The 23378-nt window shown below is 69.6% G+C and carries 22 protein-coding genes and 1 riboswitch; of the genes, 9 read left to right on the plus strand and 13 right to left on the minus strand.

Features of this window, described 5'->3' with window-relative positions:
- The first annotated feature begins 20 nt into the window (after positions 1 to 20).
- The gene (locus tag CAL24_RS22635; protein ID WP_094807986.1) at positions 21 to 1214 is read left to right on the plus strand and encodes a class I SAM-dependent methyltransferase; all 1194 of its coding nucleotides are present in this window, start codon (positions 21 to 23) and stop codon (positions 1212 to 1214) included.
- A gap of 266 nt (positions 1215 to 1480) precedes the next feature.
- Complete coding sequence (locus CAL24_RS22640; protein WP_038853508.1) at positions 1481 to 1864, plus strand: response regulator; 384 nt, start codon at positions 1481 to 1483, stop codon at positions 1862 to 1864.
- Here the strand turns inward: CAL24_RS22640 and CAL24_RS22645 are convergent.
- The 3 genes from CAL24_RS22645 to CAL24_RS22655 are packed head-to-tail and all read right to left on the minus strand — an operon-like array spanning position 1806 to position 6123.
- Positions 1806 to 2915: a sensor histidine kinase gene (locus CAL24_RS22645; protein WP_094807987.1), complete on the minus strand. Its 1110-nt coding sequence runs from the start codon at positions 2913 to 2915 to the stop codon at positions 1806 to 1808. The genes CAL24_RS22640 and CAL24_RS22645 overlap by 59 nt on opposite strands.
- The gene (locus CAL24_RS22650) at positions 2912 to 4039 is read right to left on the minus strand and encodes a tRNA CCA-pyrophosphorylase (protein ID WP_028354399.1); all 1128 of its coding nucleotides are present in this window, start codon (positions 4037 to 4039) and stop codon (positions 2912 to 2914) included. Before CAL24_RS22650 ends, CAL24_RS22645 begins: the two co-directional genes overlap by 4 nt.
- Positions 4036 to 6123 carry a lytic transglycosylase domain-containing protein gene (locus CAL24_RS22655; RefSeq protein WP_094807988.1) on the minus strand — a complete coding sequence of 696 codons (2088 nt, stop codon included), beginning with the start codon at positions 6121 to 6123 and terminating at the stop codon, positions 4036 to 4038. Before CAL24_RS22655 ends, CAL24_RS22650 begins: the two co-directional genes overlap by 4 nt.
- Before the next feature lie 11 nt (positions 6124 to 6134).
- Between CAL24_RS22655 and CAL24_RS22660 the strand changes: the two genes are divergently transcribed.
- From CAL24_RS22660 to CAL24_RS22680, 5 genes are all read left to right on the plus strand, one after another.
- Positions 6135 to 6818 (plus strand): 5-formyltetrahydrofolate cyclo-ligase, encoded by a 684-nt coding sequence (locus tag CAL24_RS22660; RefSeq protein WP_028354401.1) that lies wholly within the window; start codon positions 6135 to 6137, stop codon positions 6816 to 6818.
- A gap of 331 nt (positions 6819 to 7149) precedes the next feature.
- Entirely contained in the window at positions 7150 to 8583 is a 1434-nt protein-coding gene (locus CAL24_RS22665) for a circularly permuted type 2 ATP-grasp protein (protein WP_028354402.1), read from the plus strand.
- A gap of 2 nt (positions 8584 to 8585) precedes the next feature.
- A complete protein-coding gene (locus CAL24_RS22670; protein ID WP_028354403.1) occupies positions 8586 to 9536 on the plus strand; it encodes an alpha-E domain-containing protein in 951 nt (316 codons plus the stop codon).
- A 10-nt stretch (positions 9537 to 9546) separates the two neighbouring features.
- A complete protein-coding gene (locus CAL24_RS22675) occupies positions 9547 to 10350 on the plus strand; it encodes a transglutaminase family protein (protein ID WP_028354404.1) in 804 nt (267 codons plus the stop codon).
- 80 nt (positions 10351 to 10430) lie between these two features.
- Positions 10431 to 11291, plus strand: a complete 861-nt coding sequence (locus CAL24_RS22680; RefSeq protein ID WP_094807989.1) for a proteasome-type protease — start codon at positions 10431 to 10433, stop codon at positions 11289 to 11291.
- 118 nt (positions 11292 to 11409) lie between these two features.
- Here the strand turns inward: CAL24_RS22680 and metF are convergent, their stop codons facing one another.
- The 9 genes from metF to CAL24_RS22725 all read right to left on the minus strand — a co-directional run bounded on the left by metF (position 11410) and on the right by CAL24_RS22725 (position 20489).
- The gene (metF, locus tag CAL24_RS22685; RefSeq protein WP_094807990.1) at positions 11410 to 12264 is read right to left on the minus strand and encodes a methylenetetrahydrofolate reductase [NAD(P)H]; all 855 of its coding nucleotides are present in this window, start codon (positions 12262 to 12264) and stop codon (positions 11410 to 11412) included.
- On the minus strand, positions 12264 to 12599 hold the full coding sequence (locus CAL24_RS22690; protein ID WP_028354407.1) for a phage holin family protein: 336 nt from the start codon (positions 12597 to 12599) through the stop codon (positions 12264 to 12266). The genes metF and CAL24_RS22690 overlap by 1 nt, the downstream gene beginning before the upstream one ends.
- A 76-nt stretch (positions 12600 to 12675) precedes the next feature.
- On the minus strand, positions 12676 to 14094 hold the full coding sequence (gene ahcY, locus CAL24_RS22695; protein WP_028354408.1) for an adenosylhomocysteinase: 1419 nt from the start codon (positions 14092 to 14094) through the stop codon (positions 12676 to 12678).
- Between the two features lie 100 nt (positions 14095 to 14194).
- Positions 14195 to 14318: riboswitch (S-adenosyl-L-homocysteine riboswitch) on the minus strand.
- 655 nt (positions 14319 to 14973) lie between these two features.
- Positions 14974 to 16032 carry a glycosyltransferase family 4 protein gene (locus CAL24_RS22700; protein ID WP_094807991.1) on the minus strand — a complete coding sequence of 353 codons (1059 nt, stop codon included), beginning with the start codon at positions 16030 to 16032 and terminating at the stop codon, positions 14974 to 14976.
- A gap of 117 nt (positions 16033 to 16149) precedes the next feature.
- The gene (locus tag CAL24_RS22705) at positions 16150 to 16389 is read right to left on the minus strand and encodes a DUF1289 domain-containing protein (protein ID WP_094807992.1); all 240 of its coding nucleotides are present in this window, start codon (positions 16387 to 16389) and stop codon (positions 16150 to 16152) included.
- Positions 16390 to 16463: 74 nt separating this feature from the next.
- Complete coding sequence (locus CAL24_RS22710) at positions 16464 to 17348, minus strand: alpha/beta fold hydrolase (protein WP_094807993.1); 885 nt, start codon at positions 17346 to 17348, stop codon at positions 16464 to 16466.
- 33 nt (positions 17349 to 17381) lie between these two features.
- Positions 17382 to 18032, minus strand: a complete 651-nt coding sequence (gene leuD, locus CAL24_RS22715; protein ID WP_094807994.1) for a 3-isopropylmalate dehydratase small subunit — start codon at positions 18030 to 18032, stop codon at positions 17382 to 17384.
- Positions 18029 to 19450, minus strand: a complete 1422-nt coding sequence (gene leuC, locus CAL24_RS22720; RefSeq protein WP_094807995.1) for a 3-isopropylmalate dehydratase large subunit — start codon at positions 19448 to 19450, stop codon at positions 18029 to 18031. Before leuC ends, leuD begins: the two co-directional genes overlap by 4 nt.
- 58 nt (positions 19451 to 19508) lie before the next feature.
- A complete protein-coding gene (locus tag CAL24_RS22725) occupies positions 19509 to 20489 on the minus strand; it encodes a tripartite tricarboxylate transporter substrate binding protein (RefSeq protein ID WP_094807996.1) in 981 nt (326 codons plus the stop codon).
- A gap of 138 nt (positions 20490 to 20627) precedes the next feature.
- Here CAL24_RS22725 and CAL24_RS22730 point away from each other — a divergent pair, with 138 nt between their 5' ends.
- Both CAL24_RS22730 and CAL24_RS22735 read left to right on the plus strand, forming a co-directional pair.
- On the plus strand, positions 20628 to 21551 hold the full coding sequence (locus CAL24_RS22730) for a LysR family transcriptional regulator (protein ID WP_094807997.1): 924 nt from the start codon (positions 20628 to 20630) through the stop codon (positions 21549 to 21551).
- A gap of 25 nt (positions 21552 to 21576) precedes the next feature.
- A complete protein-coding gene (locus CAL24_RS22735) occupies positions 21577 to 22038 on the plus strand; it encodes an acetyltransferase (protein WP_094807998.1) in 462 nt (153 codons plus the stop codon).
- A 76-nt stretch (positions 22039 to 22114) separates the two neighbouring features.
- Here CAL24_RS22735 and metK read toward each other — a convergent pair whose 3' ends face one another.
- Entirely contained in the window at positions 22115 to 23278 is a 1164-nt protein-coding gene (metK, locus tag CAL24_RS22740; RefSeq protein ID WP_028354416.1) for a methionine adenosyltransferase, read from the minus strand.
- Positions 23279 to 23378 lie beyond the last annotated feature (100 nt).

Genomic DNA, 23378 nt, shown 5'->3' on the forward strand with positions numbered 1-23378 from the left:
GGCATGGGACAATAACGCCCATGCAACGCCCTGCCACTGCCTCCCTCCCCGCTCTCGACCCGGACAGCGCGCGCCACAGCGCGCGCGCCGCCGCCCACCTGCGCCAGGCCATCGGCGCGGCGGGCGGCTGGCTGCCGTTCGATCAATGGATGGCGCAAGCGCTTTATGCGCCGGGCCTGGGCTATTACGCCGCCGGCGCGCTCAAGCTGGCCGCGCCGGCCGTGGATGCGCGCGGCATGCCCATCGCGGCGGGCGATTTCGTCACCGCGCCGGAACTGACGCCATTGTTCGGTCACACCGTGGCCCGGCAAGTGGCGCAGGTGCTGGCCGACACCGGCACGGCCACCGTACTGGAATTCGGCGCCGGCACCGGCGCCCTGGCCGACAGCGTGCTGGCCGGGCTGGACGCGCTCGGCGTGTCCGCCGACTACCGCATCATCGAAGTCTCGGCCGACCTGCGCGCGCGCCAGCAGGCACGCCTGGCGCCGCATGGCGCCCGCGTGCAGTGGCTGGACGCGCTGCCAACCAGTTTTTCGGGCTGCGTGCTGGCCAACGAAGTGCTCGACGCCATGCCGGTATCGCTATTCCGCTGGAGCGAGGCCGGCGCCGTGCTGGAGCGCGGCGTGGCCCTGGACGCGAACGGCGACTTCGCCTGGGACGACCGGCCGGCCGGCGCGCCATTGGCGCAGGCGGTGGCGGCGCGCATGCCGCCGCTACCCGGCTATGTATCCGAGATCAACCTGCAGGCCGAGGCCTGGATGCGGGCAATGGGCGGCTGGCTGGCGTGCGGCGCCGCCCTGCTGTTCGATTACGGCTTCCCGCGCCGCGAGTACTACCATCCGCAGCGCGCCGGCGGCACGCTGATGTGCCATCTGCGCCACCATGCCCACGCCGACCCGCTGGTCGCCCCGGGCGTACAGGACATCACCGCCCATGTCGATTTCACCGCCATGGCCGACGCGGCGCTCGAGGCCGGCCTGCAGGTGCTGGGCTATACCTCGCAGGCGCGCTTCCTGATGAACGCCGGGCTGGCGGAACTGCTGGCGCGGCACGATCCAGCCGATGCGCGCGCCTATGCGCAGGCGGTGGCGCCGGTGCAGAAACTCCTGAGCGAAGCCGAGATGGGCGAGCTGTTCAAGGTGCTGGCCGTGGGCCGCGACATCGCCGCGCCGCTGCGCGGCTTCGCGCGCGGCGACCGGCTGGCGGCGCTGTAGGCGGCGCGCCCGGCAGGTCGGCAGGGCGGCAGGTGTCTGACACCCTACGGGAGTCAGACACCGAGCTACGACTTAGCCGCGCGCACAGCGGTGCCAGCACCTCCGCAGCCTGACACCCGGGAATGGGCCGCGTACGGAGCGGCCGCGCAGCACGCGGCGGGCCGCTCGATCGCCCATGCGGCGTTTGCCTGGCGCGGCACAATATCGGAAACTGTCTGGCGCCGGCGCTGATGCCGGATACCCCGGACAATGCCACGGAGACCTTCATGCCCCCTTCATCGCTCGACGGGCGCCGCATTCTCGTTGTCGAAGACGAAGCGATGATCGCCATGCTGCTCGAGGTTCACCTGGCCGATTTCGGATGCGAGGTCGCGGGCTCGGCGAACAGCGTGCGGGCGGCGCTGCAGCTGATCGAAGACGAGCCGGGCGCCGACGCCGCGATCCTCGACATGAACCTGGCCGGTGAACCCGTCAACCCGGTGGCCCGCGCGCTTTCGGCCAGGCGCATTCCGTTCCTGTTCCTGACCGGATACGGCAGCCAGCCTGTCGAGGCCTACCCGGATGCGCCGGTGCTGGGCAAGCCGCTGGAAGTCAATCAACTGCGCCGGGCGCTGGAGCAGATCTCGGCGCCTGGCCGATCGACCCCGTGACGCCGTCCTGGCGCCACGGCAGGCACAGCTCGACATGCAACCCCGAGGCCAGCCACTGGCGCGACAGCGTGCCGCCCAGCTGCGCCACGCACCGGTCGATGAGCGCAGAACCCAGCCCGGCGCGCGTCGGCTGACACACCGCCGGGCCGCCGTTTTCGGTCCAGCGGATCACGATGTCGTCCGGCGCGCGGTGCCACTGGACTGCAAGCCTGGCGCCCGACACCGATAGCGCGCCGTATTTGGCGGCATTGGTGGCCAATTCGTGGATGATCATGGCCACCGATTGCGCGGCCATCGGCGCCAGCGGCAGCGCCGGCCCTTGCAGCCAGACGCCGCTTTCATCGCTTTTCATGTAAGGCGCCAGCTCCTCGGTGACCAGCTGGGCCAGGTCGGCGCCCGCCCAGCTGCTATGGGCCAGCAGGTTATGGGCGCGGGCCAGCGTCCGCAAACGGCCATCCAGCGCCGCGCGGTAACTGGGCACATCCGGGGCTACGGTCAGGGCGACGAACGACTGCATGACCGACAACAGATTATTGGCGCGATGATTCACTTCGTGCAGCAACAGCCGCTGCCGCTCCTCGGCCTCCTTGCGCTCGGTGATGTCGACCAGCATGTTGATGCCGCCGACGATATTGCCTTGGGCATCGCGCAAAGGCGTCGGATAGGGCAGGAACACAATGCGGGAACCGTCGGGGCGTTCGGCGATCGCTTCCACTCCCCGCACCTCGCGCCCTTCCTTCAGCGCCACGGCCATCGGGCATTCGTCAGGCCGCATGGGGCTTCCGTCCAGGCGGTACAAGCGCCAGGTCACGCACCATTCGTCCGATCCCAGGATGGGGCGGCGGCCCGACAAGGTGACGGCAGCCTCGTTATAGAAGGTGATGCGGCCCTGTGCATCGGTGGTGTAGATGGCGGCCGGCAGTGCATTCAACAAGCCGTGATACAGGAATTCCTGGATGATCCCGGGCGGCTCGGCGGCCTCGCGAGGGGCGGCCTGCGGCGTCTCGCCGGCGGGCAGCGGCGCCGGGCGCGGTGGTTGCGGGGTATTCATTCATCCTCCTTGCCGAAGCGCGATACCGCCGCGAGCGTGCGCAGGCGCGCCTCGTGCAACGCCGGCTTGATGCGCGCCGGGTCGCCCGCGCATTGGCGGGCGATGGCGCCGGCATCCACGGCGCGCACCGCCTCGGCGCGGCGTTGCCAGGCCGGCAGGTCGATCGCGGCCACCACCGCCGCCGCCTGCAACAGCGCGATGAAACGGTCCGGCTTGCGCAGCGCGTCGCAAGACTCGATCAGCGCCAATTGGGCGGCGGGATCGGCGGCGCCGGCCTGGTCCACCACGCGCGGCAGCAGGCGCGCCTGGTCGGCGCAGTCGGTCGGCACGCGCAGGCGGCGGGCTAGCGCATCGCGCTCGGGCGTCAACCGGCACAACAGGGCATAGCGGCCCGGCAGCGCCAGGTCCGTGCCGGCGGCGCGGTCCAGGTCGGCGCCCACCGTCTCCACCCCCTGCAATTCGGGCATCACGCGCGCCAGGGCGCCGGATTGCCGCAGCACGTCCAGCATGCGCGACGGCGTGGCCGCCATCAAGCCGCGCGACAACTCTTTCCAGACCCGTTCCGGCACCAGCGCATCCGCCTCGCCGGCATCCACCATGCGGCGGCACAAGGCCAGGGTCTCGGGCGCCACGGAAAATTCGCCGAAGCGCGCGGCGAAGCGGCCCAGGCGCAGGATGCGCACCGGGTCCTCGGCGAACGCCTCGCCCACGTGCCGCAGCACGCGCGCCCGAATGTCGGCCGCGCCATTGAGCGGATCCAGCAGTTCGCCTTGCGGCGTGCGGGCAATGGCATTGACGGTCAGGTCGCGGCGGCGCAGGTCCTGCTCCAGCGTGACGTCCGCGCCCGTATAGAAGGTGAAGCCCTTGTAGCCGCGCCCCGATTTGCGCTCGGTACGCGCCAGGGCGTATTCCTCTTTGGTGCGCGGATGCAGGAACACGGGGAAATCGCCGCCCACCGGGATGAAGCCGCGCTGCGCCATGTCCTCGGGCGTGGCGCCCACCACGACCCAGTCGCGATCGCCCGCCGGCAGGCCCAGCAGGTCGTCGCGCACGGCGCCGCCCACGATATATACCTGTAAGCCGGCGCAGTCCGGATCGGCCGGCAGGTCGGGCGCGGCGTTCACGGCAGCTCGGCCGTGCGCACCGTGGGCGGCTCGATGCGGCCGAGCCGCGCCTTCAGCGACTGCGGCTGCCCGGTAAACATGGCGGCGTAATACGTGGCGTTGGACATCACGTGCTTGACGTACAGGCGCGTCTCGGTGAACGGGATGGTCTCGGCGAAGATGGCGCCCTCGACCGGATGCGACAACGTGGCGCGCCAGGTCTTCGGCCGGCCCGGACCGGCGTTGTAGCCGGCGCTGGCCAGCACCTGCGAGCCATCCAGGCCATTGAGCACGATGCTCAGGTAATTGGTGCCCAGGACGGTGTTGGTGTCGAAATCGTTGACGCTGGACGGCGAATAGTCGGCCATGCCGATCTTGCGCGCCACCCATTTGGCGGTGGCGGGCATGAGCTGCATCAGCCCCGAGGCGCCTACATGCGAACGCGCGTTCATGACGAAGCGCGATTCCTGGCGGATCAGCCCGTACACCCAGGCGGGGTCGAGGGCGATGGCGTTGGCCTGGGCGGTGACCCGGCCCTCGAACGGCGCGATGTAGCGCTGGGTGAAGTCGACTTCTTTCTCGGTGCGCTCCGAGGTGTTGACGACGCGGTCGTAGATGTCTTCGGCGCGCGCCAGCTCGGCGGCGGCCAGCAATTGGCGGTCGGACATGCCGCGCAACGCGAAATTCCATTCGCCCACCGCCTCGGACCGCCAGCCCAGCCGGAACAGGTGCACGGCGCGGCGCAGGCCGGCATTGGCGCGCGCCTCGGCCATTTCCTGGTCGGTGACCGGCGCCGGCCGCGGCGGCACCGTGATGCGGCGGCCGAGTTCCTCGGCCGCCAGCTGGCCATAGAAGTTGTATTGGTCGGCGATGCTGGCATAGCCCTGCTGCGCCTGGGCGGCGCGGCCGCGCGCCGCGTCGCTGCGCGCCTTCCAGTAGACCCATACCGGCTCGGCCTGCTGGGCGGCCGGCATCAGCTCGATGGCCGCATGGACCCAGCGCCAGTCGATCTTGGGCTGGCGCAGGGCCGAGCGCACGCGCCACGCGCCGTTGTAGTCGGTCAGCGCGATGTCGCCGGCTTCGCGGTACCAGGCGTCCGCCCGGCTGTCGAGATTCAGCGCCGCGATCAGCGCATACTGACTGCGCACCCAGGCCAGGTTCGACTTGGGCAGGTTATTGGCCCATTCGCGCCGCAAGTAGGAATCGGCCACGTCGAGGTCCTGGCGCGCCAGGCGCGCCAGCGCCACGGTGGCCAGTTCCTTTTCATTGCGGCCCACCAACTGGTGATCGCGCCGGGTCAGCCACTTCATGGGGCTCTTGAGCAGCGCGTCGAAAGTCTTCTGGTCCTTGAGCTCGAAGATGTAGCCGGCGAACTTGCGCGCATCGCCGACCCGGTCGGTCTCGATGGCGGCGCGCAGCTGCGGCTGGATCTCGTCCCAGCCCAGCACCCCGTCGGCGACGAGCTGATCGTAGAGGTTCCAGCAGTCCCGGCCTGGCGAGAAGGCCTCGAGCGCCTGCCTGGCGGTGGCGCGCTGGCCGGTCATGTGGCGCGCTTCGAGGATGGCGCAGCGGGTCTGCGCATTGGCGTCGGGGACGTCGCCCAGTTCGCGCGCGGTCTCGAAATCGCCGCTGCGCGCCGCCGACAGGATCCAGCTGCCGCGCAGCCGCTCGGCCAGGTAGGTGCCGGCGTGGTCTTTCAGGAAGCGCGCCGCTTCGGCCTTGGGCTGCACGCCGCCGGGCGGATTCCAGAGCTGGTAGCGCAGCAGCCAGTAGTCCGGGTAGCTGCCCAGCAGGTCGCTGCGCGCCTGCGGCGCCAGCATGGCCAGCACCGACCACTGCTTGCGCTCGTTGGCTTCGCGAGCCGCGATGACCGCATCCCGGGCGGGCGTCTGCGCCGTGGGCGGCAGGCCGGCCAGCTTGACCGGCGGCACGGCGATCGCCGGGCGGGCGGCCTGTGCCGGGGCGGCCGGCGCGTGCCCCTGCTGGGCATCGACCGACGAGCAGGCTGCGGTGAACAGGGCCAGTACGGGCAGCCAGCGCCGCGCCCCGCGGGGCTCGAACGTGCTGGATTTCTGATAAGGTCCTGATTCAAGCCACTGCCGCATTGTCGACCCGCATGAACATTCGAAATTCCGCACAGAATAACGCAGTCGCGCTACGCGCGCGATTGCGGCAAGCCCGCGCCGACCTGCCCGCCGCGCAACGCGACCGCGGCGGCCTGCTGATGCGCGGACGCCTGTTCACCTGGCTCAATGCCGCGCGCGACCAGGCCGTCAAGCGCGGCGCCCGCCCTCCCGCCACGGTGGCGGCATTCTGGCCGCTGGAACACGAGCCCGACCTGCGCCCGCTGCTCGACCAATGGGCGCAGGCCGGCATCGCCGTCGCGCTGCCGGCCATCCGCGAGCCCGCCGCGCCGCTCGAGTTCCGCGCCTGGACTCCCGGCGCCGCCTTGCGCGCCGGCCCGTACAACGTGCAAGAGCCGGCCGCCGACAGTCCGCTGCTGCGCCCCGACGTGGTCCTGGTGCCCACGCTCGGCTACACCCTGCAGGCCGACCGCCTGGGCTACGGCGGCGGCTATTACGACCGTACGCTCGCCGCGCTGCAGCGCGACGGCCAGCCCTGCACCACCATCGGCGTGGCCTGGAACGAAGGCCTGATCGACAGCGACGACTACCAGCCGGCCGAGCACGACGTGCGGCTCGATGCCGTGCTCACGCCCGACGGCTGGGTGCCCGAGCCGCCGCTGCTGGGTCCCGGCGCGCCCACCGGCGGCAGCCTGGGGTCGTACGTGCTGCGCTGACCGTCCGCCGGCGCGGCGCGCCGGCCAGCGCGGCCCCTTTGCCATCCTTGACGATTGCCGCGCCGGGCCCTCGGGCCGCGCGGCGCCTTGCTGCGCCCCCATAGGAAGCAGCATCGCACCACTTTGGTGCACGCCGCTCAGGGCCAACCCGCCTACCTGCGCGGCGGGCCTTCTGCTACAACGACTACAGGCCCACGGACATCCCGTGCCCGCGGGACCTGGCATAAGGGTTGCTTGATTGCAGTCGGCGCGTCCGCCCACGCGCCCACGTTTCGGGCCGCAGGCTCCATCCGGATCACGCGGCCGGCCCGGACCGGTACAAGGAGGAGCCATGCAGCATCCCCAGCCCGCCCCCGCGGCGGCGTATGACGAAATGGTCGACGCCCACGGCGAAGTGCGCCCTCACTACCAGGCGTTCTCGCAGTGGCTGGCGCAAGAGCCCGAAGACGCCATGGCGGCGCGCCAGATCGAGGCCGACCTGAGCTTCCGGCGCGTCGGCATCACTTTTTCGGTGGCCGGCGACGAGGCCGGCACCGAGCGGCTGATCCCGTTCGACCTGATCCCCCGCATCATCCCCGCCGACGAATGGCAGCGGCTGGACGCCGGCCTGAAGCAGCGCGTGCGGGCGCTGAACCTGTTCATCCACGACATCTACCACGGCCACGAGATCGTGCGCGCGGGCGTGGTGCCGGCCGAACAGGTATTCCTGAATGCGCAGTACCGCCCCGAAATGCAGGACGTGGACGTGGCCGAGGACATCTACTGCCACATTGCCGGCGTGGACATCGTGCGGGCCGGGGCCGGCGAGTTCTATGTGCTGGAAGACAATCTGCGCGTGCCCTCCGGCGTGTCGTACATGCTGGAAAACCGCAAGATGTCGATGCGCCTGATGCCCGACGTATTCGGGCGTGTGAAGGTCAAGCCGGTGGCGCATTACCCGGACCTGCTGCTGGACAACCTGCGCGAAGTGGCGCCGCGCAGCATCGACGCCCCGACGGTCGTCGTGCTGACCCCTGGCATGTACAACTCCGCATACTTCGAGCATGCCTTCCTGGCCCAGCAGATGGGGGTGGAGCTGGTCGAGGGCCAGGACCTGTTCGTCGAGCAGAACACCGTGTACATGCGCACCACGCAGGGGCCGCGCCGCGTGGACGTGATCTACCGGCGGGTGGACGACGACTTCCTCGACCCGCTGTCGTTCCGCGCCGATTCGGCGCTGGGCGTGCCCGGCCTGCTGTCGGTGTACCGGGCCGGGCGCGTCACGCTGGCCAACGCCATCGGCACCGGCATCGCCGACGACAAGTCCACTTACCAGTACGTGCCCGACATGATCCGCTTCTACCTGAAGGAAGAGCCGATCCTGGCCAATGTGCCCACCTGGCGCTGCGCGCGGCCCGACGAGCTGTCGCACGTGCTGGCCCACATGCACGAACTGGTGGTCAAGGAAGTGCACGGCGCCGGCGGCTACGGCATGCTGGTGGGCCCGGCCGCGACGCGCGCGCAGGTCGAGGCCTTCAAGGCGCGGGTGCGCGCCAACCCGGCCAACTACATCGCCCAGCCCACCCTGGCGCTGTCGACCATCCCCACCTATGTCGAGGCCGGCGTGGCGCCACGCCACGTCGACCTGCGCCCTTACGTGCTGTGCGGCAAGGACATCCGCACCGTGCCCGGCGGGTTGTGCCGCGTGGCCCTGGTGGAGGGCTCGCTGGTGGTCAACAGCAGCCAGGGCGGCGGCACCAAGGACACCTGGGTACTGGGAGACTGACCATGCTGAGCCGCACCGCCGACAACCTGTTCTGGATGTGCCGCTACATCGAGCGCGCCGAGAACACCGCCCGCATGCTGGACGTCAACCTGCAGATGTCGCTGCTGCCGCAGGATGCGCAAGCGCGCGACGGCCTGTGGCGCGCCGTGCTGCGCATCTCGGAACTGCAGCACGGCTACGACGCGCGCTACCCCGCCGTCACGCCGCTGGACGTGCTGCACTACATGGTGCGCGAACCGCACAACCAGTCGTCCATCTACGCCTGCCTGCGCGCCGCGCGCGAGAATGCACGCGCCGTGCGCGGCAGCCTGACCACCGAAGTCTGGGAAACCTACAACGCCACCTGGCTGGAACTGCAGAAGCACCTGCAGACCAACCTGCCCGAACGCAATCCAGGCGAGTTCTTCGAATGGGTCAAGTTCCGCGCCCACCTGGCACGCGGCGTCACCATCGGCACCATGCTGGAAGACGAGGCGCTGCACTTCCTGCGGCTGGGCATGCACCTGGAACGCGCCGACAACACGGCGCGGCTGCTCGACGTGAAATTCCACGAAGACGACGGCGACCACCCCGCGCGCGCCAGCCGGCACAGCGAGTTCTATCGGTGGTCGGCGCTGCTGAGCTCGGTGTCGGGGCTGGAGATCTACCGCAAGGTGTACCGCGACGTGATCACGCCGGACCGGGTGGCCGAACTGCTGATCCTGCGCCCGGACATGCCGCGTTCGCTGCTGGCCTCGGTGCAGGCGCTCAACGAGGACCTGGCGCGCGTGTCGAACCAGCGCTCGGCCGAGACCGAGCGGCGCGCCGGCATGCTGCACGCCGAACTGCGCTACGCGCGCGTCGAGGACATCCTGCATAGCGGCCTGCACCGCTACCTGGAGCGCTTCCTCGACCGCATCAACGACCTGGGCAACCGCATCAGCCAGGATTTCCTGGTCCCGCTGGCCGCCTGAGGAGCCCCGCATGAAGCATTTGATCAGGCACCTGACGCAGTACCGCTACACCGCGCCGGTCGGCTACAGCATCCAGACCCTGCGCCTGACGCCGCGTCCCGACGAGCACCAGCGCACGCGGCGCTGGCGCATCGACGCGCCAGGCCCGCTGCAGCAGCAGGTCGACGCCTACGGCAACATCACGCATGTGCTGACCCTGACCCGCCCGCACGACAGCATCGAGCTGAGCGTAACCGGCCAAGTCGACATCGACGAGCTGCCCGACGGGCGGCTGCGCCCCGAAGACAACCGCCTGCCGGTGCACGCCTATTGCGTGCCGACGCCGCTGACCCAGGCCGACGACCCGATACGGGAGTTCGTGCATGCCGCCCTGCCCGGCGGCCTGCGCACCCCAGCCGACGCGCTGGCCCTGGCCGGCGCCATCTGCGACCGGGTGGCCTACGAACCGGGCACCACCGACGTCACCACCGCCGCCGGCCAGGTGTTGACGCTGGGCCATGGGGTGTGCCAGGACCACGCCCACCTGTTCCTGGCCTGCGTGCGCGGGCTGGGCATCCCGGCCCGGTATGTGAGCGGCTACCTGTACACCGAGGCCGAGCATGCCGCCAGCCACGCCTGGGCCGACGTATGGCTGGCCGATGTCGGCTGGACCAGCATCGATATCACCAACCGCCAGTTTGCCTCGGAATGCCACTGCCGCCTGGCGGTGGCGCGCGACTACGACTCGGCCTCGCCGGTGCGCGGGGTGCGCCACGGCGGCGGCGAGGAATCGATGACGGTCTCGGTCCAGGTGCAGGCGGCCGGCCAGCAGTAATTGGGGTCGATTCACGGGCGCGGCCGGCACGCCGCCCGGTTCCCCCCTACAATACGCCAGCCGTTTTCCACCGTACGACCATGACCTACTGTGTAGCCGCCCGCCTGGACGCGGGCCTGGTTTTCCTGTCCGACTCGCGCACCAACGCGGGCGTGGACCAGATCAGCGTTGCCCGCAAGCTGAACGTCTTCGAGCAACCCGGCGACCGCGTCATGGTGCTGCTGACCTCCGGCAACCTGGCGATCAGCCAGGCCGTGGTGAACCTGCTGGCCCAGCTCGACGGCGACAGCCCCGATTCCCTCTGGTCGGCGCCCGACATGTATGAAGCCGCCCGCCGCGTGGGCGAGGCCGTGCGCCGCGTGCACGAGCGCGACGCCGAGGCGCTCAGCGAGCACGGCGTGGATTTCAACATCAACCTGATCTTCGGCGGCCAGATCGGCGCCGAGCGCTGCCGCCTGTTCCAGATCTATTCGGCCGGCAACTTCATCGAGGCCAGCCCGGACGTCCCGTACGTGCAGATCGGCGAGGCCAAGTACGGCAAGCCCATCCTCGACCGCGTGCTGCGCTCCGACACGTCGCTGGACGAGGCCGCCAAGTGCGCGCTGATTTCCATGGACTCGACGCTGCGCTCGAATATCTCGGTCGGCCTGCCGCTGGACATGCTGGTGTACGAAGCCGGCGCGCTGCGCGTCACGCACTTCGCCCACATCGACGAAGACAACGAGTACTTCCGCATGATCCGCAAGACCTGGGGCGAACGCCTGCGCCAGGTCTTCGCCGAAATCGCCGACCCCAGCTGGACCGACGCTGGCGCGAGCGGCTCGCTGGCCGCCGCGGGCCGCCTGCACCAGCCGCACCGGCTCACCCCGGGCGGCGCCGACGCGACACCCGCGCCGCTGCAAGTGCTGGCGCAGGACCCGGGCAAGTCGCAAGCCAGCTGATCGTTCCGGTTCCAGTTGCCTGGCGCCCGCAGGGCTGATCCTTTCCGGTTCACGTTTTCAGGTGTCTGACGCCCGCAGGGTGTCAGACACCTGCGATGACACCAATGCGGGAGCGCGATCAGGCGACGCCAGCCGACGCAAGATCGAGCTGGCGCCAGATGCCGAGGGTCGCCTCGGCGTGGTTCAGCGTATAGAAATGCAGGCCCGGCGCGCCGTTGTCGAGCAGGTTCTGGCACAGGTCGGCCATCACGTCCACGCCGAATGCGCGTATGGAAGCCTTGTCGTCGCCGAACTCGGCCAGCCGCAGGCGGATCCAGCGCGGGATCTCGGCGCCGCACATTTCCGAGAACCGGACCAGCTGCGAGTGGTTGGTGATCGGCATGATGCCGGGCACGATGGGAATGGACACGCCCTTGGCCTGGGCGCGGTCGACGAAGTCGAAATAGGCGTCGGCGTTGAAGAAGTACTGCGTGATGGCGGCGTCCGCGCCGGCGTCGACCTTGGCCACGAAGTGGGCCAGGTCGGCGGCCGGGCTGGCCGCCTGCGGGTGCATCTCGGGATAGGCCGCCACTTCGATGTGGAAGGCGTCGCCGGTTTCCTGGCGGATGAAAGCCACCAGGTCGGCCGCGTAGCGCAGCTCGCCGGCATCGCCGCCCATGCCCGAAGGCAGGTCGCCGCGCAACGCCACCAGGCGGCGCACGCCCTGCTCGCGATAAGCGGCCAGGATCTCGCGCAGGTTGTCGCGGGTGGCGCCGATGCACGACAAGTGCGGCGCGGCATCGCAGCCCAGGTTCTGCAGCATGCGCACCGTGTCGGCCGTGCCGGCGCGGGTCGAGCCGCCCGCCCCGAAAGTGACGCTGACATAACGCGGCTGGATGGCCAGCATCTGCTTGGCCGCGCGCACCAGCCGCTCTTGGGCGGCGATGTCGCGCGGGGGGAAGAACTCCAGGCTCAGGGCGGGGGTGGAAGTCATCAGGGAATCAGTCGGGAAAGCAGGCCGGAAATGATGCTGTACAAAATGGCGCCCGCCACCGCCCACCAGAACCCGTTGACCTGGAAGCCGCGCAGGATGGACCCGGCCAGCCAGAACAACAAGGCGTTGAGCACGATGAGGAACAGGCCCAGGGTGACGATGGTGATGGGCAGCGTCAGCAACACCAGCACCGGCTTGACCAGCATGTTCAACAGGCCCAGCACCAGCGCGGCGACCAGCGCCGAGCCGAAGCTGGCGACGGTGATGCCGGGCAGCAGGTAGGCCACGGCCAGCAAGGCGACGGCATTCAAGAGCCAGACGAGTATCAAGGTCATTGTGTTCTCCGGTAGGCGCCAGGACAGGCGGGACATGCCGCGCCGGGCGGGCGCGGCATGTCCCTATTGTGCTACATCAGTAGCGGTAGTGCTCGGGCTTGTACGGACCTTCGACCGGCACGTTGATGTAGTCGGCCTGCTCGGGCCGCAGCGTGCTGAGGTTGGCGCCGAGTTTCTTCAGGTGCAGGCGCGCCACCTTCTCGTCCAGGTGCTTGGGCAGCACGTAGACCTGGCCGCGCACATAGGCGTCGTTGCGCGTGAAGAGCTCGATCTGGGCGATGGTCTGGTTGGCGAACGACGAGGACATCACGAACGAGGGGTGGCCGGTGGCGCAGCCCAGGTTCACCAGGCGGCCCTTGGCCAGCAGGATGATGCGCTTGCCGTCGGGGAACACCACGTGGTCGACCTGCGGCTTGATTTCTTCCCACTGGCAGTCGTCCAGCGAGGCCACGTCGATTTCATTGTCGAAGTGGCCGATGTTGCACACGATGGCCTGGTCTTTCATGGCGTTCATGTGCTCGCGGGTGATGACGTGGTAGTTGCCGGTGGCCGTGACGAAGATGTCGGCGTGGGCGGCGGCTTCTTCCATGGTGACGACCTTGTACCCTTCCATGGCGGCCTGCAGCGCGCAGATCGGGTCGATTTCGGTGACCCACACCTGGGCGCGCAGCGCGGCCAGCGCCTGGGCGCAGCCCTTGCCCACGTCGCCGTAGCCGGCCACCACGGCGATCTTGCCCGCCACCATGACGTCGGTGGCGCGCTTGATGCCGTCGACCAGCGATTCGCGGCAGCCGTACAGGTTGTCGAACTTGGATTTGGTGACCGAGTCGTTGACGTTGATGGCGGCGAAGGCCAGTTCGCCCTTCTGCGCCATCTGGTAGAGGCGGTGCACGCCGGTGGTGGTTTCTTCGGTCACGCCCTTGATCTGCGCCAGGCGGGTCGAATACCACTGCGGGTCGCGCGCCAGGGTGGCCTTGATGGCGGCGAACAGCACGCGCTCTTCCTCGCTGCCCGGCTTGGCCAGCACGGAGGCATCCTTCTCGGCGCGGGCGCCCAGGTGCAGCAGCAGGGTCGCGTCGCCGCCGTCGTCGAGGATCATGTTGGCGTGGCGGCCTTCGGGCCATTCGAAGATGCGGTGCGTGTACTGCCAGTACTCTTCCAGGGTCTCGCCCTTGACGGCGAACACCGGCGTGCCGGTGGCGGCGATGGCGGCGGCGGCGTGGTCCTGGGTCGAGAAGATGTTGCACGAGGCCCAGCGCACTTCGGCGCCCAGCGCCACCAGGGTTTCGATGAGCACGCCGGTCTGGATGGTCATGTGCAGGCTGCCGGCGATGCGCGCGCCCTTGAGGGGCTGGCTGGCGGCGTACTCTTCGCGGATGGCCATCAGGCCCGGCATTTCGGTTTCGGCGATGGCCAGCTCGCGGCGGCCCCAGCCCGCCAGCGACATGTCGGCAACGTGGTAATCGGCAACGGCTTGGTCGGTTACGGCATTCATGTGTGTGCTCCGGTAAAGATTCAACGGCAATGTGCGCATTGCGGACGGCCGTGCGGAACACCTATGAGACCGGCGCCCGCCCTTGCCGCCGTCGTTGCGACAAAGGTGAGCGCCGTTGCTGGGCGCCACGACTGCGGCGCCCGGAAAGATTCCTGAGCCTGGCGGCCCCTGCGTACCGCCCGCATGGCGGGCAGCCGGAGGTCGTCGCAGCGCTCCTCAGGACTGGATCGAATTGTACCGGCTGATGGGAGGCGTGCAAACCGGTTGACGTTGGTTTGCCGTGGCTGGATTGGTTGGTTGATAGATTGATTGATAGTGAGTTCTTGAGACGCCCGTGCCTGCCGGCGAGACCGGATCGGCCACGTCGGTCGGCTCGGGCGCGCCACCAGGCGCCCTCGGCCCCCTGCGGGGGCTGCCCTCCCTCCAACTGGCCGCTCCGGTCTCGCCGGCAGGCACGGGCTCGCAATGTCTCGTATCGGGGCAATACCGGTGCCGGACATCACATGTGGGAAGCCTCATATGCGGTGTCAGACACCCCCGTGCACAGTCGTGCTTAATGAGACGATGTCCCCGGGGTGTCTGACACCCACATCAACACACCAAGGTGGCACGACGATGCGCACGGCGCCCACACCAACGGGCCCCATCGCCAACGGTCCAGCGGACCACCGCATGCCGCTGTTGTGAGTCCAGGGCGGGGCTGGGGCGTGCGGGACGGCCAGTTGGAGCGAGGGCAGCCCCCGCAGGGGGCCGAGGGCGCCTGGTGGCGCGCCCGAGCCGAGCGACGTGGCCGGCCCGCACGCCCCAGCCCCGCCCTGGACGCCCTACTGCGATCCCTGGCCGCTATGGCCGCCGGCCTGCATGAAAAGAATCAAGCCATTAAGGCGACGCCGTGGCCGCCGGCCCCGCCGCAATCGGCCAGTCCGCCGCGCCGGCCGGGGTCAGCGGCACCAGCGCTTCGAGCAGGTCCTGGGCGATCTTCTCCCAGGTGCGCTTGAGCGCGCCCTCGCGCACGCCGGCCCGGTCCAGTTCCAGCGCCTGGCGGCACGCCATGCCCAGGTCGTCGTTGACGAAACCGGTCGCGCCCGCCTCGATCACCGCCAGCGGCGCCTCGGTATGGAAGGCCGCCACCGGCGTGCCGCAAGCCATGGCTTCCAGCATCACCAGGCCGAACGTGTCGGTCAGGCTGGGAAAAACGAACACGTCGGCGGCCGAGTAATACGCGGGCAGCTTCTCGTCCGGCTGCATGCCGGTGAAATGCGCCTCGGGATACGCCTTGCGCAGGCGCGCCTCGTCCGGACCGGCGCCGACCACCACCTTGCTGCCCGGCAAATCCAGCGACAGGAACGCATCCAGGTTCTTCTCGCGCGCCACCCGCCCGACATTCAGGAAAATCGGCCGCGGCAAATCGCCGAAGGCATCGCGCGGGCCCGGCCGGAAATGCGCCGCGTCCACGCCGCGCGACCAGACCTGCAGGTTTGCCAGGCCGCGCGCCGCGACGATGTCGCGCACCGTCGGCGTAGGCACCAGCACCCGCGCCGACGGCCGGTGGAACCAGCGCATGTAGCGCCACGGCAGCGACGCCGGGATCCCCATGCGGGCCTGCAGATAATCGGGAAACAGCGTGTGGAACGACGTGGTGAAGCGCCAGCCCCGGCGCAGCGCCATGCGGCGCGCCGCCACGCCAAGAGGGCCCTCGGTGGCGATGTGCAGCGCGTCCGGCACCGTGTCGCCCAGGATGCGGCGCAACTGCCGGCCCGGCGTCAGGCACAGCCGCAGCTCGGGCTCGGAGGGCGCCGGAATGGTGCGCGAACCCTGCGGGCTGACCACGATCAGCTCATGGCCCCACTGGGTCAGCAGACGCTGCATGGTGGTCCAGGTGCGGACCACGCCATTGACTTGCGGCGGCCAGGCATCGGTGACGAGGACAATGCGCATCGGGCGACCCCCGGGCGGAAAAGTGGGCAATAGCGGGATTTAGCCTGCCCAATATGACACACCCACGACAGAAATGTGACCTGCCAGAGACAGCCCGGCCGCGCCGCGGCGCCCCCGCTAGCCCTTGCGGCGCGGGTAGCCCTGGGCGCGGATGCGCTGCCACACGGCCTGCTTTTCCGCGTCGGTCATGAACACCCAGTTGGCCACCTCCATGGCCGTACGGCCGCAGCCGCGGCAGATATCGTCGAACAGGGTGGAACACACGGCCACGCAGGGAGAATCGCTGGCGGCCAGGCTGCGCTGGGCCGCGGCATCGGGCGCGGCAACGGCGGCGTGATCGGGAGGGGTGTTGCTCATCTACGAAGCTTAGCACCCGCAGTGCGTTCCCTTTTAGATGCCCCTGCCGCCGGGTCGGGTCAACCGCAAGGCGTTCAGCGGAACAGCCGCGCCGCCTCCTCCAGCACCAGCTCGGGCACCTCCTCGGCCAGGTAATGCGCGCCTGGCAGGGCGCGGCCCGCGACATCGTCGGCAACCGCCCGCCACAGCCCCAGCACATCGAAATTGCGGCCCACCGCGCCACGCTCGCCCCAGAACACGCGCACCGGCATGCGCAGCCGTTCGCCGCTCTGCCGGCCGGCGCGGTCATGTTCCAGGTCCACCGTAGCCGACGCGCGATAGTCTTCGCACACGCCCGTCGCCCAGCCCGGCAGCCCGGCGCAGCGCTCGTACTCGGCCAGGGCGCGCGGCGCGAACAGCGCCAGCCCGCCGGGCCGGCCACCCATCACCGAGCGCACATAGAAGGCCGGGTCGCGGCCGATCATGGTTTCCGGCAGGGGCGCCGGCTGGGTCAGCCAGAACCAATGGAAATAGGCCTGCGCGAAGGCGCGCGTGGTGCCTTCGTACATATCGAGAGTCGGCGCAATGTCCAGCAGCATCATGCGCCCCACCCGCCCGGCGTGGTCCAGCCCCAGGCGGTGCGCCACGCGGGCGCCGCGGTCATGCGCCAGCACGTCGAAATGCTCGAACCCCAGGGCCACCATCAGGTCGGCCATGTCGCGCGCCATCTCGCGCTTGGAATGCGCGGCGTGGCCGGCCGAGGCCGGCGGCTTGTCGCTGTCGCCATAGCCGCGCAAGTCGGCGGCGACGCAGGTGTGATGACGGGTCAGCTCGGGCCAGACCCGGTGCCAGATGACATGGGTCTGGGGATGCCCGTGCAGCAGCAGCAAGGGCGGCCCCTCCCCCTGCACGCGGGCGGCGATGCGGATGCCGTTGACGGAAAAACTGCGCAGCGGCAGGTCGAAGAGCGTGTCGGTCACGATGCGTTTCCTCGCATGATGCCGGCGGGCCGGTCAGCCCGCCGCGTCCAGCCGGGCGCGCACGCGGCGCGCGGTATCTTTCAGCCAGGGGTGGCGCGCCCAGTGGGCGGCCTCGTAGCGGGCCACCGCGTCCAGCTGCGCCAGCGTGGCGCCGACCATGTCCCGCCCATGGGCGAACATGTCGCGATGCCGGGCCGACAACTGGAACGACGCCGCCCAGCCATCCGCCGTCCGCACCCGGCCGGCCAGCACGTCGATCTCGACGCGCGGGCTGGCGGTATTGGACACCCGTTGCAACAGCGCGTCCACGTCCGGGGCCGGCAGGGCCACCAGCAACAGGCCGTTGTTCAAGGCGTTGAAGAAGAAGATCTCGCCGAAGCTCGGCGCGATGACCGCGCGGATGCCGAACTGCTGCAGCCCCCAGACCGCGTGCTCGCGGCTGGAACCGCAGCCGAAGTTGGGGCCGGCCACCAGTATCGACGCGCCCGCATAGGCCGGCTGGTTGAGCACGCACTCGGCGCGCGGCGCGCCCGCCGCGTCGAAGCGCAGGTCGTACAGCAAGCCGCGGTCCAGCCCGGCCTTGTCGACGATGCGCAGGAACTGCTTGGGCATGATCTGGTCGGTGTCCAGGTTGCTGAGCGGCAGCGGGGCGGCAATGCCCGCGATCAGGGAAGATGTCGTCATGCTGCCTGCTCCAGGTCGCGCGCGTCGACGATGCGGCCGGCCAGCGCGGCGGCCGCCGCCATGGCGGGGCTCATCAGGTGCGTGCGGCCGCCGCGGCCCTGGCGGCCCTCGAAATTGCGGTTGGTGGTGGACGCGCAGCGTTCCCCCGGGCGCAGCACGTCGTCGTTCATGGCCAGGCACATCGAGCAGCCGGGCTGGCGCCACTCGAAGCCAGCCTCGATCAACTGGGCGGCAATGCCCTCGGCCTCGGCCTGCGCCCGCACCGCGCCCGAACCCGGCACCACCATGGCGCGCACGCCGGGCGCGACCCGGCGGCCGCGCACCAGCCCCGCCACCTCCCGCAAGTCCTCGATGCGGCCATTGGTGCAGGAACCGATGAAGACGCGGTCGATCGGCACCCCGGCGATCGGCGTGCCCGGCGCCAGGCCGATGTAGTCGACGGCCTTGCGCAGCGCGATGCGCGCCAGCGCGTCCGGCTCCGCCTCCGGGTCGGGCACCGCGCCGGTCACCGGCAGCGCCTGGTCGGGGCTGGTGCCCCAGGTCACGAACGGCGCGATGGCGGCGGCGTCGAACGCGTGCTCTGCCTCGAAGCGCGCGTCGGCATCCGTATACAAGGTGCGCCAATGCGCGCGGGCCTGCGCCAGTTCGGCGGCGTCGAGGTGGCGGGCGCGCGCCTCGACATAAGCGCGGGTGGTGGCGTCGGGCGCGATCAGCGCGGCGCGCGCGCCCGCTTCCACGGTCATGTTGCACAAGGTCATGCGCGCCTCCGCCGACAGGCCGGCGATGGCCTCGCCGCAGTATTCCACCGCATAGCCCCGCGCGCCCTGCGCGCCCAGCCGATGCACCACATAGATCACCAGGTCCTTGGCCGACACGCCCGCGCCCAGGCGCCCGTCGACGCGGATCCGCAGGTTGCGCGCCACGCGGTACACCAGCGTCTGGGTGGCGAGAATGTGCTCCACTTCGGACGTGCCGATTCCGAAGCCCAGCGCGCCCAGCGCCCCGTAGGTGGTGGTATGGCTGTCGCCGCACAGCACCACCATGCCCGGCAGGATCATGCCGTGCTCGGGCGCCACCACATGTTCGATACCCTGCAGCGGGTCGGTGGTGTCGAACAGGGCGATGTCCTGCTCGTCGCAGTTGCGCCTGAGGTTGCGCGCCTGCAGGGCGGCGTCCGGCTGCGCGATGACCCGCGCCGCGGCAGGCACCGGGTGCGTGGGAATGACATGGTCCACCACCGCCATCTGCTGGCCCGGCCGCAGCACCCCGCGCCCGCGCGCCGCCAGGCCGCTGAAGGCCTGCGGGCTGGTGTACTCGTTCATGATGTGCAGGTCGACGTACAGCAGCACGTGCTCGTCGTCGATGCGGGCCACCTCGTGGCTGGCGACCAGTTTGTCGTAAAGCGTCATGCCGGGCATGATCCGGGTCCTCGATGTGCAACGCCCGCGGCACCGCGCCGCGGGCCGAGCGGGTGCGTCAGTTGGGGGTAATGCCGGCGGCCTGGATGACGTCGGCCCAGCGGGTCATCTCGGCCGCCACCATGCGGTCGGTCTCCTCGGGGGTGGAGATCAGCGCCTCGAATCCTTCCTTGCGCATGCGCTCGGCAATCTCGGGGGAACGCAGCGCCTCGCCCAGGCTGGCGTTGAGCAGGTCCACCACCGCCTGCGGCGTGCCGGCCGGCGCGCTGATGACGAACCAGGTATTGAACTCGTAGTCGGGCAAGCCCGACTCGGCGATGGTCGGCACATCGGGCAGCAGCGGCGAGCGCGTCTTGCCGGTCACGCCCAGCGGCTTGAGCTTGCCGCCGTCGACCTGCGGCTTGGCCGCCGACAGCACTGGAAAGCTCATCTGCACCTGGCCGCTGATGGTGTCCAGCATGGCCGGCCCGCCGCCCTTGTACGGCACATGCAGGATCTGCGTCTGCGAGACCGACTTGAACAGCTCGGCCGCCATGTGGAAGGTGCTGCCGGTGCCGGCCGAGCCGAAGCTCACTGCGTTGGCCGGCCGGGCGCGCACATAGGCCAGCAGCTCGGCCACGCTGTTGACGGGCAGGCTATTAGTGACTGTCAGCACATGCTGCGAGGTCGCCACCGTGCCGACCGAGCGCAGGTCCTTGCGCGTGTCGAACGGCATGTCCTTGAACAGCGACGGGTTGATCGCCAGCGACATGGTGTTGATGGACAGCGTGTAGCCGTCCGGCCGGGCGCGGGCCACCGCCGCCATGCCGATATTGCCCGAAGCGCCGGCGCGGTTCTCGATCACCACGCTCTGCCCCAGTTGCTTGGCCCAGGCATCGGCGATCAGGCGCGCGGTGATGTCCACGCTGCCGCCCGGCGCAAAGGGCGCCACCAGGGTGATGGCCCGCTGCGGGAAGTCCTGGGCCAGTGCGGGGGCGGCCGCCGTGCAGGCAGCCAGGCTGGCAGCGGATATGAAGCGCCGGAAAACGGATGTAGCCATGGGGTCTCCTCTGGGGTGGGCCGCCGCGCGGCCTTGGTGTGATGTTGTGCGGCCAGTGTATAGGCCCATCTTGTTCTTATAATTAATGCCTGGATAAACCTTTATTTAATTCAATTTAATAATTGGCGAGGCCTGCGCGTGGATGCCCTGTCCGACCTGGCTTTCTTCTCGCTGCTGGTCAAGCACGGCAACCTGTCGGCTGCCGCGCGCGAACTGGGGCTCACGCCGCCCGCGGTGAGCACGCGGCTGGCGAACCTGGAGCGCCGGCTCGGCGTGCGGCTGCTCAACCGCACCACGCGGCGCGTCAGCGTCACCCAGGAAGGCGAGCTGTACCTGGCCGAAGGCGGCCGCATCCTGGCCGACCTGGAAGCGCTGGAACGCAACGTGGCCAGCGCGCGGGCGCAGCCGCGCGGGCTGCTGCGCCTGAATGCCACCTTCGGCTTCGGCCGCGCCCATATCGTGCCGGCGGTGGCGGACTTCGTGCGGCAGTATCCCGATGTGGAAGTGCAGATGCGGCTGACCGACAGGCCGGTCAGCCTGCTGGACGAGGGCTTCGACGTCGCCGTGCGCTTCGGCGAGATCCCCGACGCGCGCCTCACCGCCCGCAAGATCGCCTCGAACCGGCGCCTGCTGTGCGCCTCGCCCCAGTACCTGGCCGCCCACGGCGAGCCCCGTGCGCCGGGCGACCTGCAGCGCCATCGCTGCATCGTGGTGCGCGAGAACGACGTGGCCTACGGCACCTGGCACCTGCGCGCCGGGCAGCGCGTCGAGTCCGTGAAAGTGCGCGGCCCGCTCAGTTCCAACGACGGGCAGAGCGCCCTGGAATGGGCCCTGGCCGGCCACGGCATCGTCATGCGCTCGGAATGGGAAACCGCGGCCTATCTGCGCTCGGGCCGCCTGCGGCAGGTGCTGCCCGACTGGGACACGCCGCCCGCCGATATCCATGCGCTCTATCCGGAACGCCTGAACCTGCCGGCCAAGACCGTGGCGTTCGTGGATTTCCTGGTACAGCGCTTCGCCGGCCATGTGCGGACGCCGGGCAGCGACGAGAACGTGTGGTAATTCAGGGCGAGGGAGTTTTCTGGAAATGAACGGGATTTTTACGGCACGGGAAAGCGAGTTCGACGCCCTTGCCGCCCTGTGGGAAGCGTCGGTCAGGGCCACGCACGACTTCCTGCGGGAAGCCGATATCGCCGGGTTGCACCAACGAGTTCGCCACGAATATCTTCACGCGGTCGCGCTGCGCGTCTTCAAGAACGAATCGGGCCATGTCCTCGGATTCGTCGGCGTCGCGGACGGCAAGGTCGAGATGCTGTTCATCGCGCCGCAGGCGCGCGGGCAGGGGATCGGCAGGCAACTGTTGCGGCATGCCGTCGAACAGATGGGCGCCACGGCGCTGGACGTGAACGAACAAAACCCCCAGGCGGTGGGGTTCTACCAGCGCCAGGGGTTCGTCATCGTCGGCCGCTCGCCGGTCGACGGCCAGGGCAATCCTTTTCCGCTGCTGCACATGCGGCTGGACGCGGCGCGCCAGGCCGCGCGGCCTTGAACGCCACCGGATCCGGCGGGCATGCTAATGAAAAACCCCGCCACCAGGGCGGGGTCTTGCTCCATGCGCGGAAGGATCAGGCGCTGGCCTTGAGGGCCTGCGCCTTGTCCGTGGCTTCCCACGAGAACTCCGGCTCGGCGCGGCCGAAGTGGCCATAGGCGGCCGTCTTGGCGTAGATGGGGCGCAGCAGGTCGAGCATGTTGACGATGCCCTTGGGGCGCAGGTCGAAATGCTCGCGCACCAGCTTGGCGATCTGGTCGTCGGGGATGACGCCGGTGCCTTCGGTGTAAACCGTGATGTTGATGGGCTCGGCCACGCCGATGGCATAGCTGACCTGCACCTGGCACTGGCGCGCCAGGCCCGCGGCCACCACGTTCTTGGCCACGTAGCGCGCCGCATAGGCGGCCGAGCGGTCGACCTTGGAGGGGTCCTTGCCCGAGAACGCGCCGCCGCCGTGCGGGCAGGCGCCGCCGTAGGTGTCGACGATGATCTTGCGGCCGGTCAGGCCGCAGTCGCCCTGCGGGCCGCCGATGACGAAGCGTCCGGTGGGGTTCACCAGGAACTTGGTCTTGGGCGTGATCAGGCCGTCGGGGAAGCTGGGCCGGATGATGTCTTCGATGACCGCTTCGTGGATGGCGGATTGCGAGATCTCGGGCGCGTGCTGGGTGGACAGCACCACGGTGTCGACCTCGACCGGACGGCCGTCGACGTAGCGGAACGTGACCTGCGACTTGGCGTCCGGGCGCAGCCACGGCAGGCGGCCGTCCTTGCGCAGTTCGCTCTGGCGCTGCACCAGGCGGTGCGCGTACCAGATGGGCGCCGGCATCAGGTCGGGGGTTTCGTCGCAGGCGTAGCCGAACATCAGGCCCTGGTCGCCGGCGCCCTGGTTGAGGTAGTCCTCGGACTTGCGATCCACGCCCTGGGCGATGTCGGGCGATTGCTTGTCGTAGGCCACCAGCACCGCGCAGCCCTTGTAGTCGATGCCGTAGTCGGTGTTGTCGTAGCCGATGCGACGGATGGTGTCGCGCGCGACCTGGATGTAGTCGACGTTGGCCGTGGTGGTGATCTCGCCGGCCAGCACCACCAGCCCGGTATTGCACAGCGTCTCCGCGGCAACGCGGGCGTTGGGGTCCTGCGTGAAGATGGCGTCGAGGATGGAATCGGAGATCTGGTCGGCGACCTTGTCGGGGTGCCCTTCCGAGACGGATTCAGAGGTGAAGAGGAAATCGTTGTTGGCCACGGATGCGTCCTTACGAAACCGGCGGGGCCGGCACACAGGTTTGACGAGGCGCGTTGCGCCCCGGACCTGAACCTGACATGACGATCTGGGCGCGACGCTT

Origin of the sequence: Bordetella genomosp. 2 (genome assembly GCF_002261345.1) — a bacterium.
Taxonomy (GTDB): Bacteria; Pseudomonadota; Gammaproteobacteria; order Burkholderiales; family Burkholderiaceae_B; genus Bordetella_A.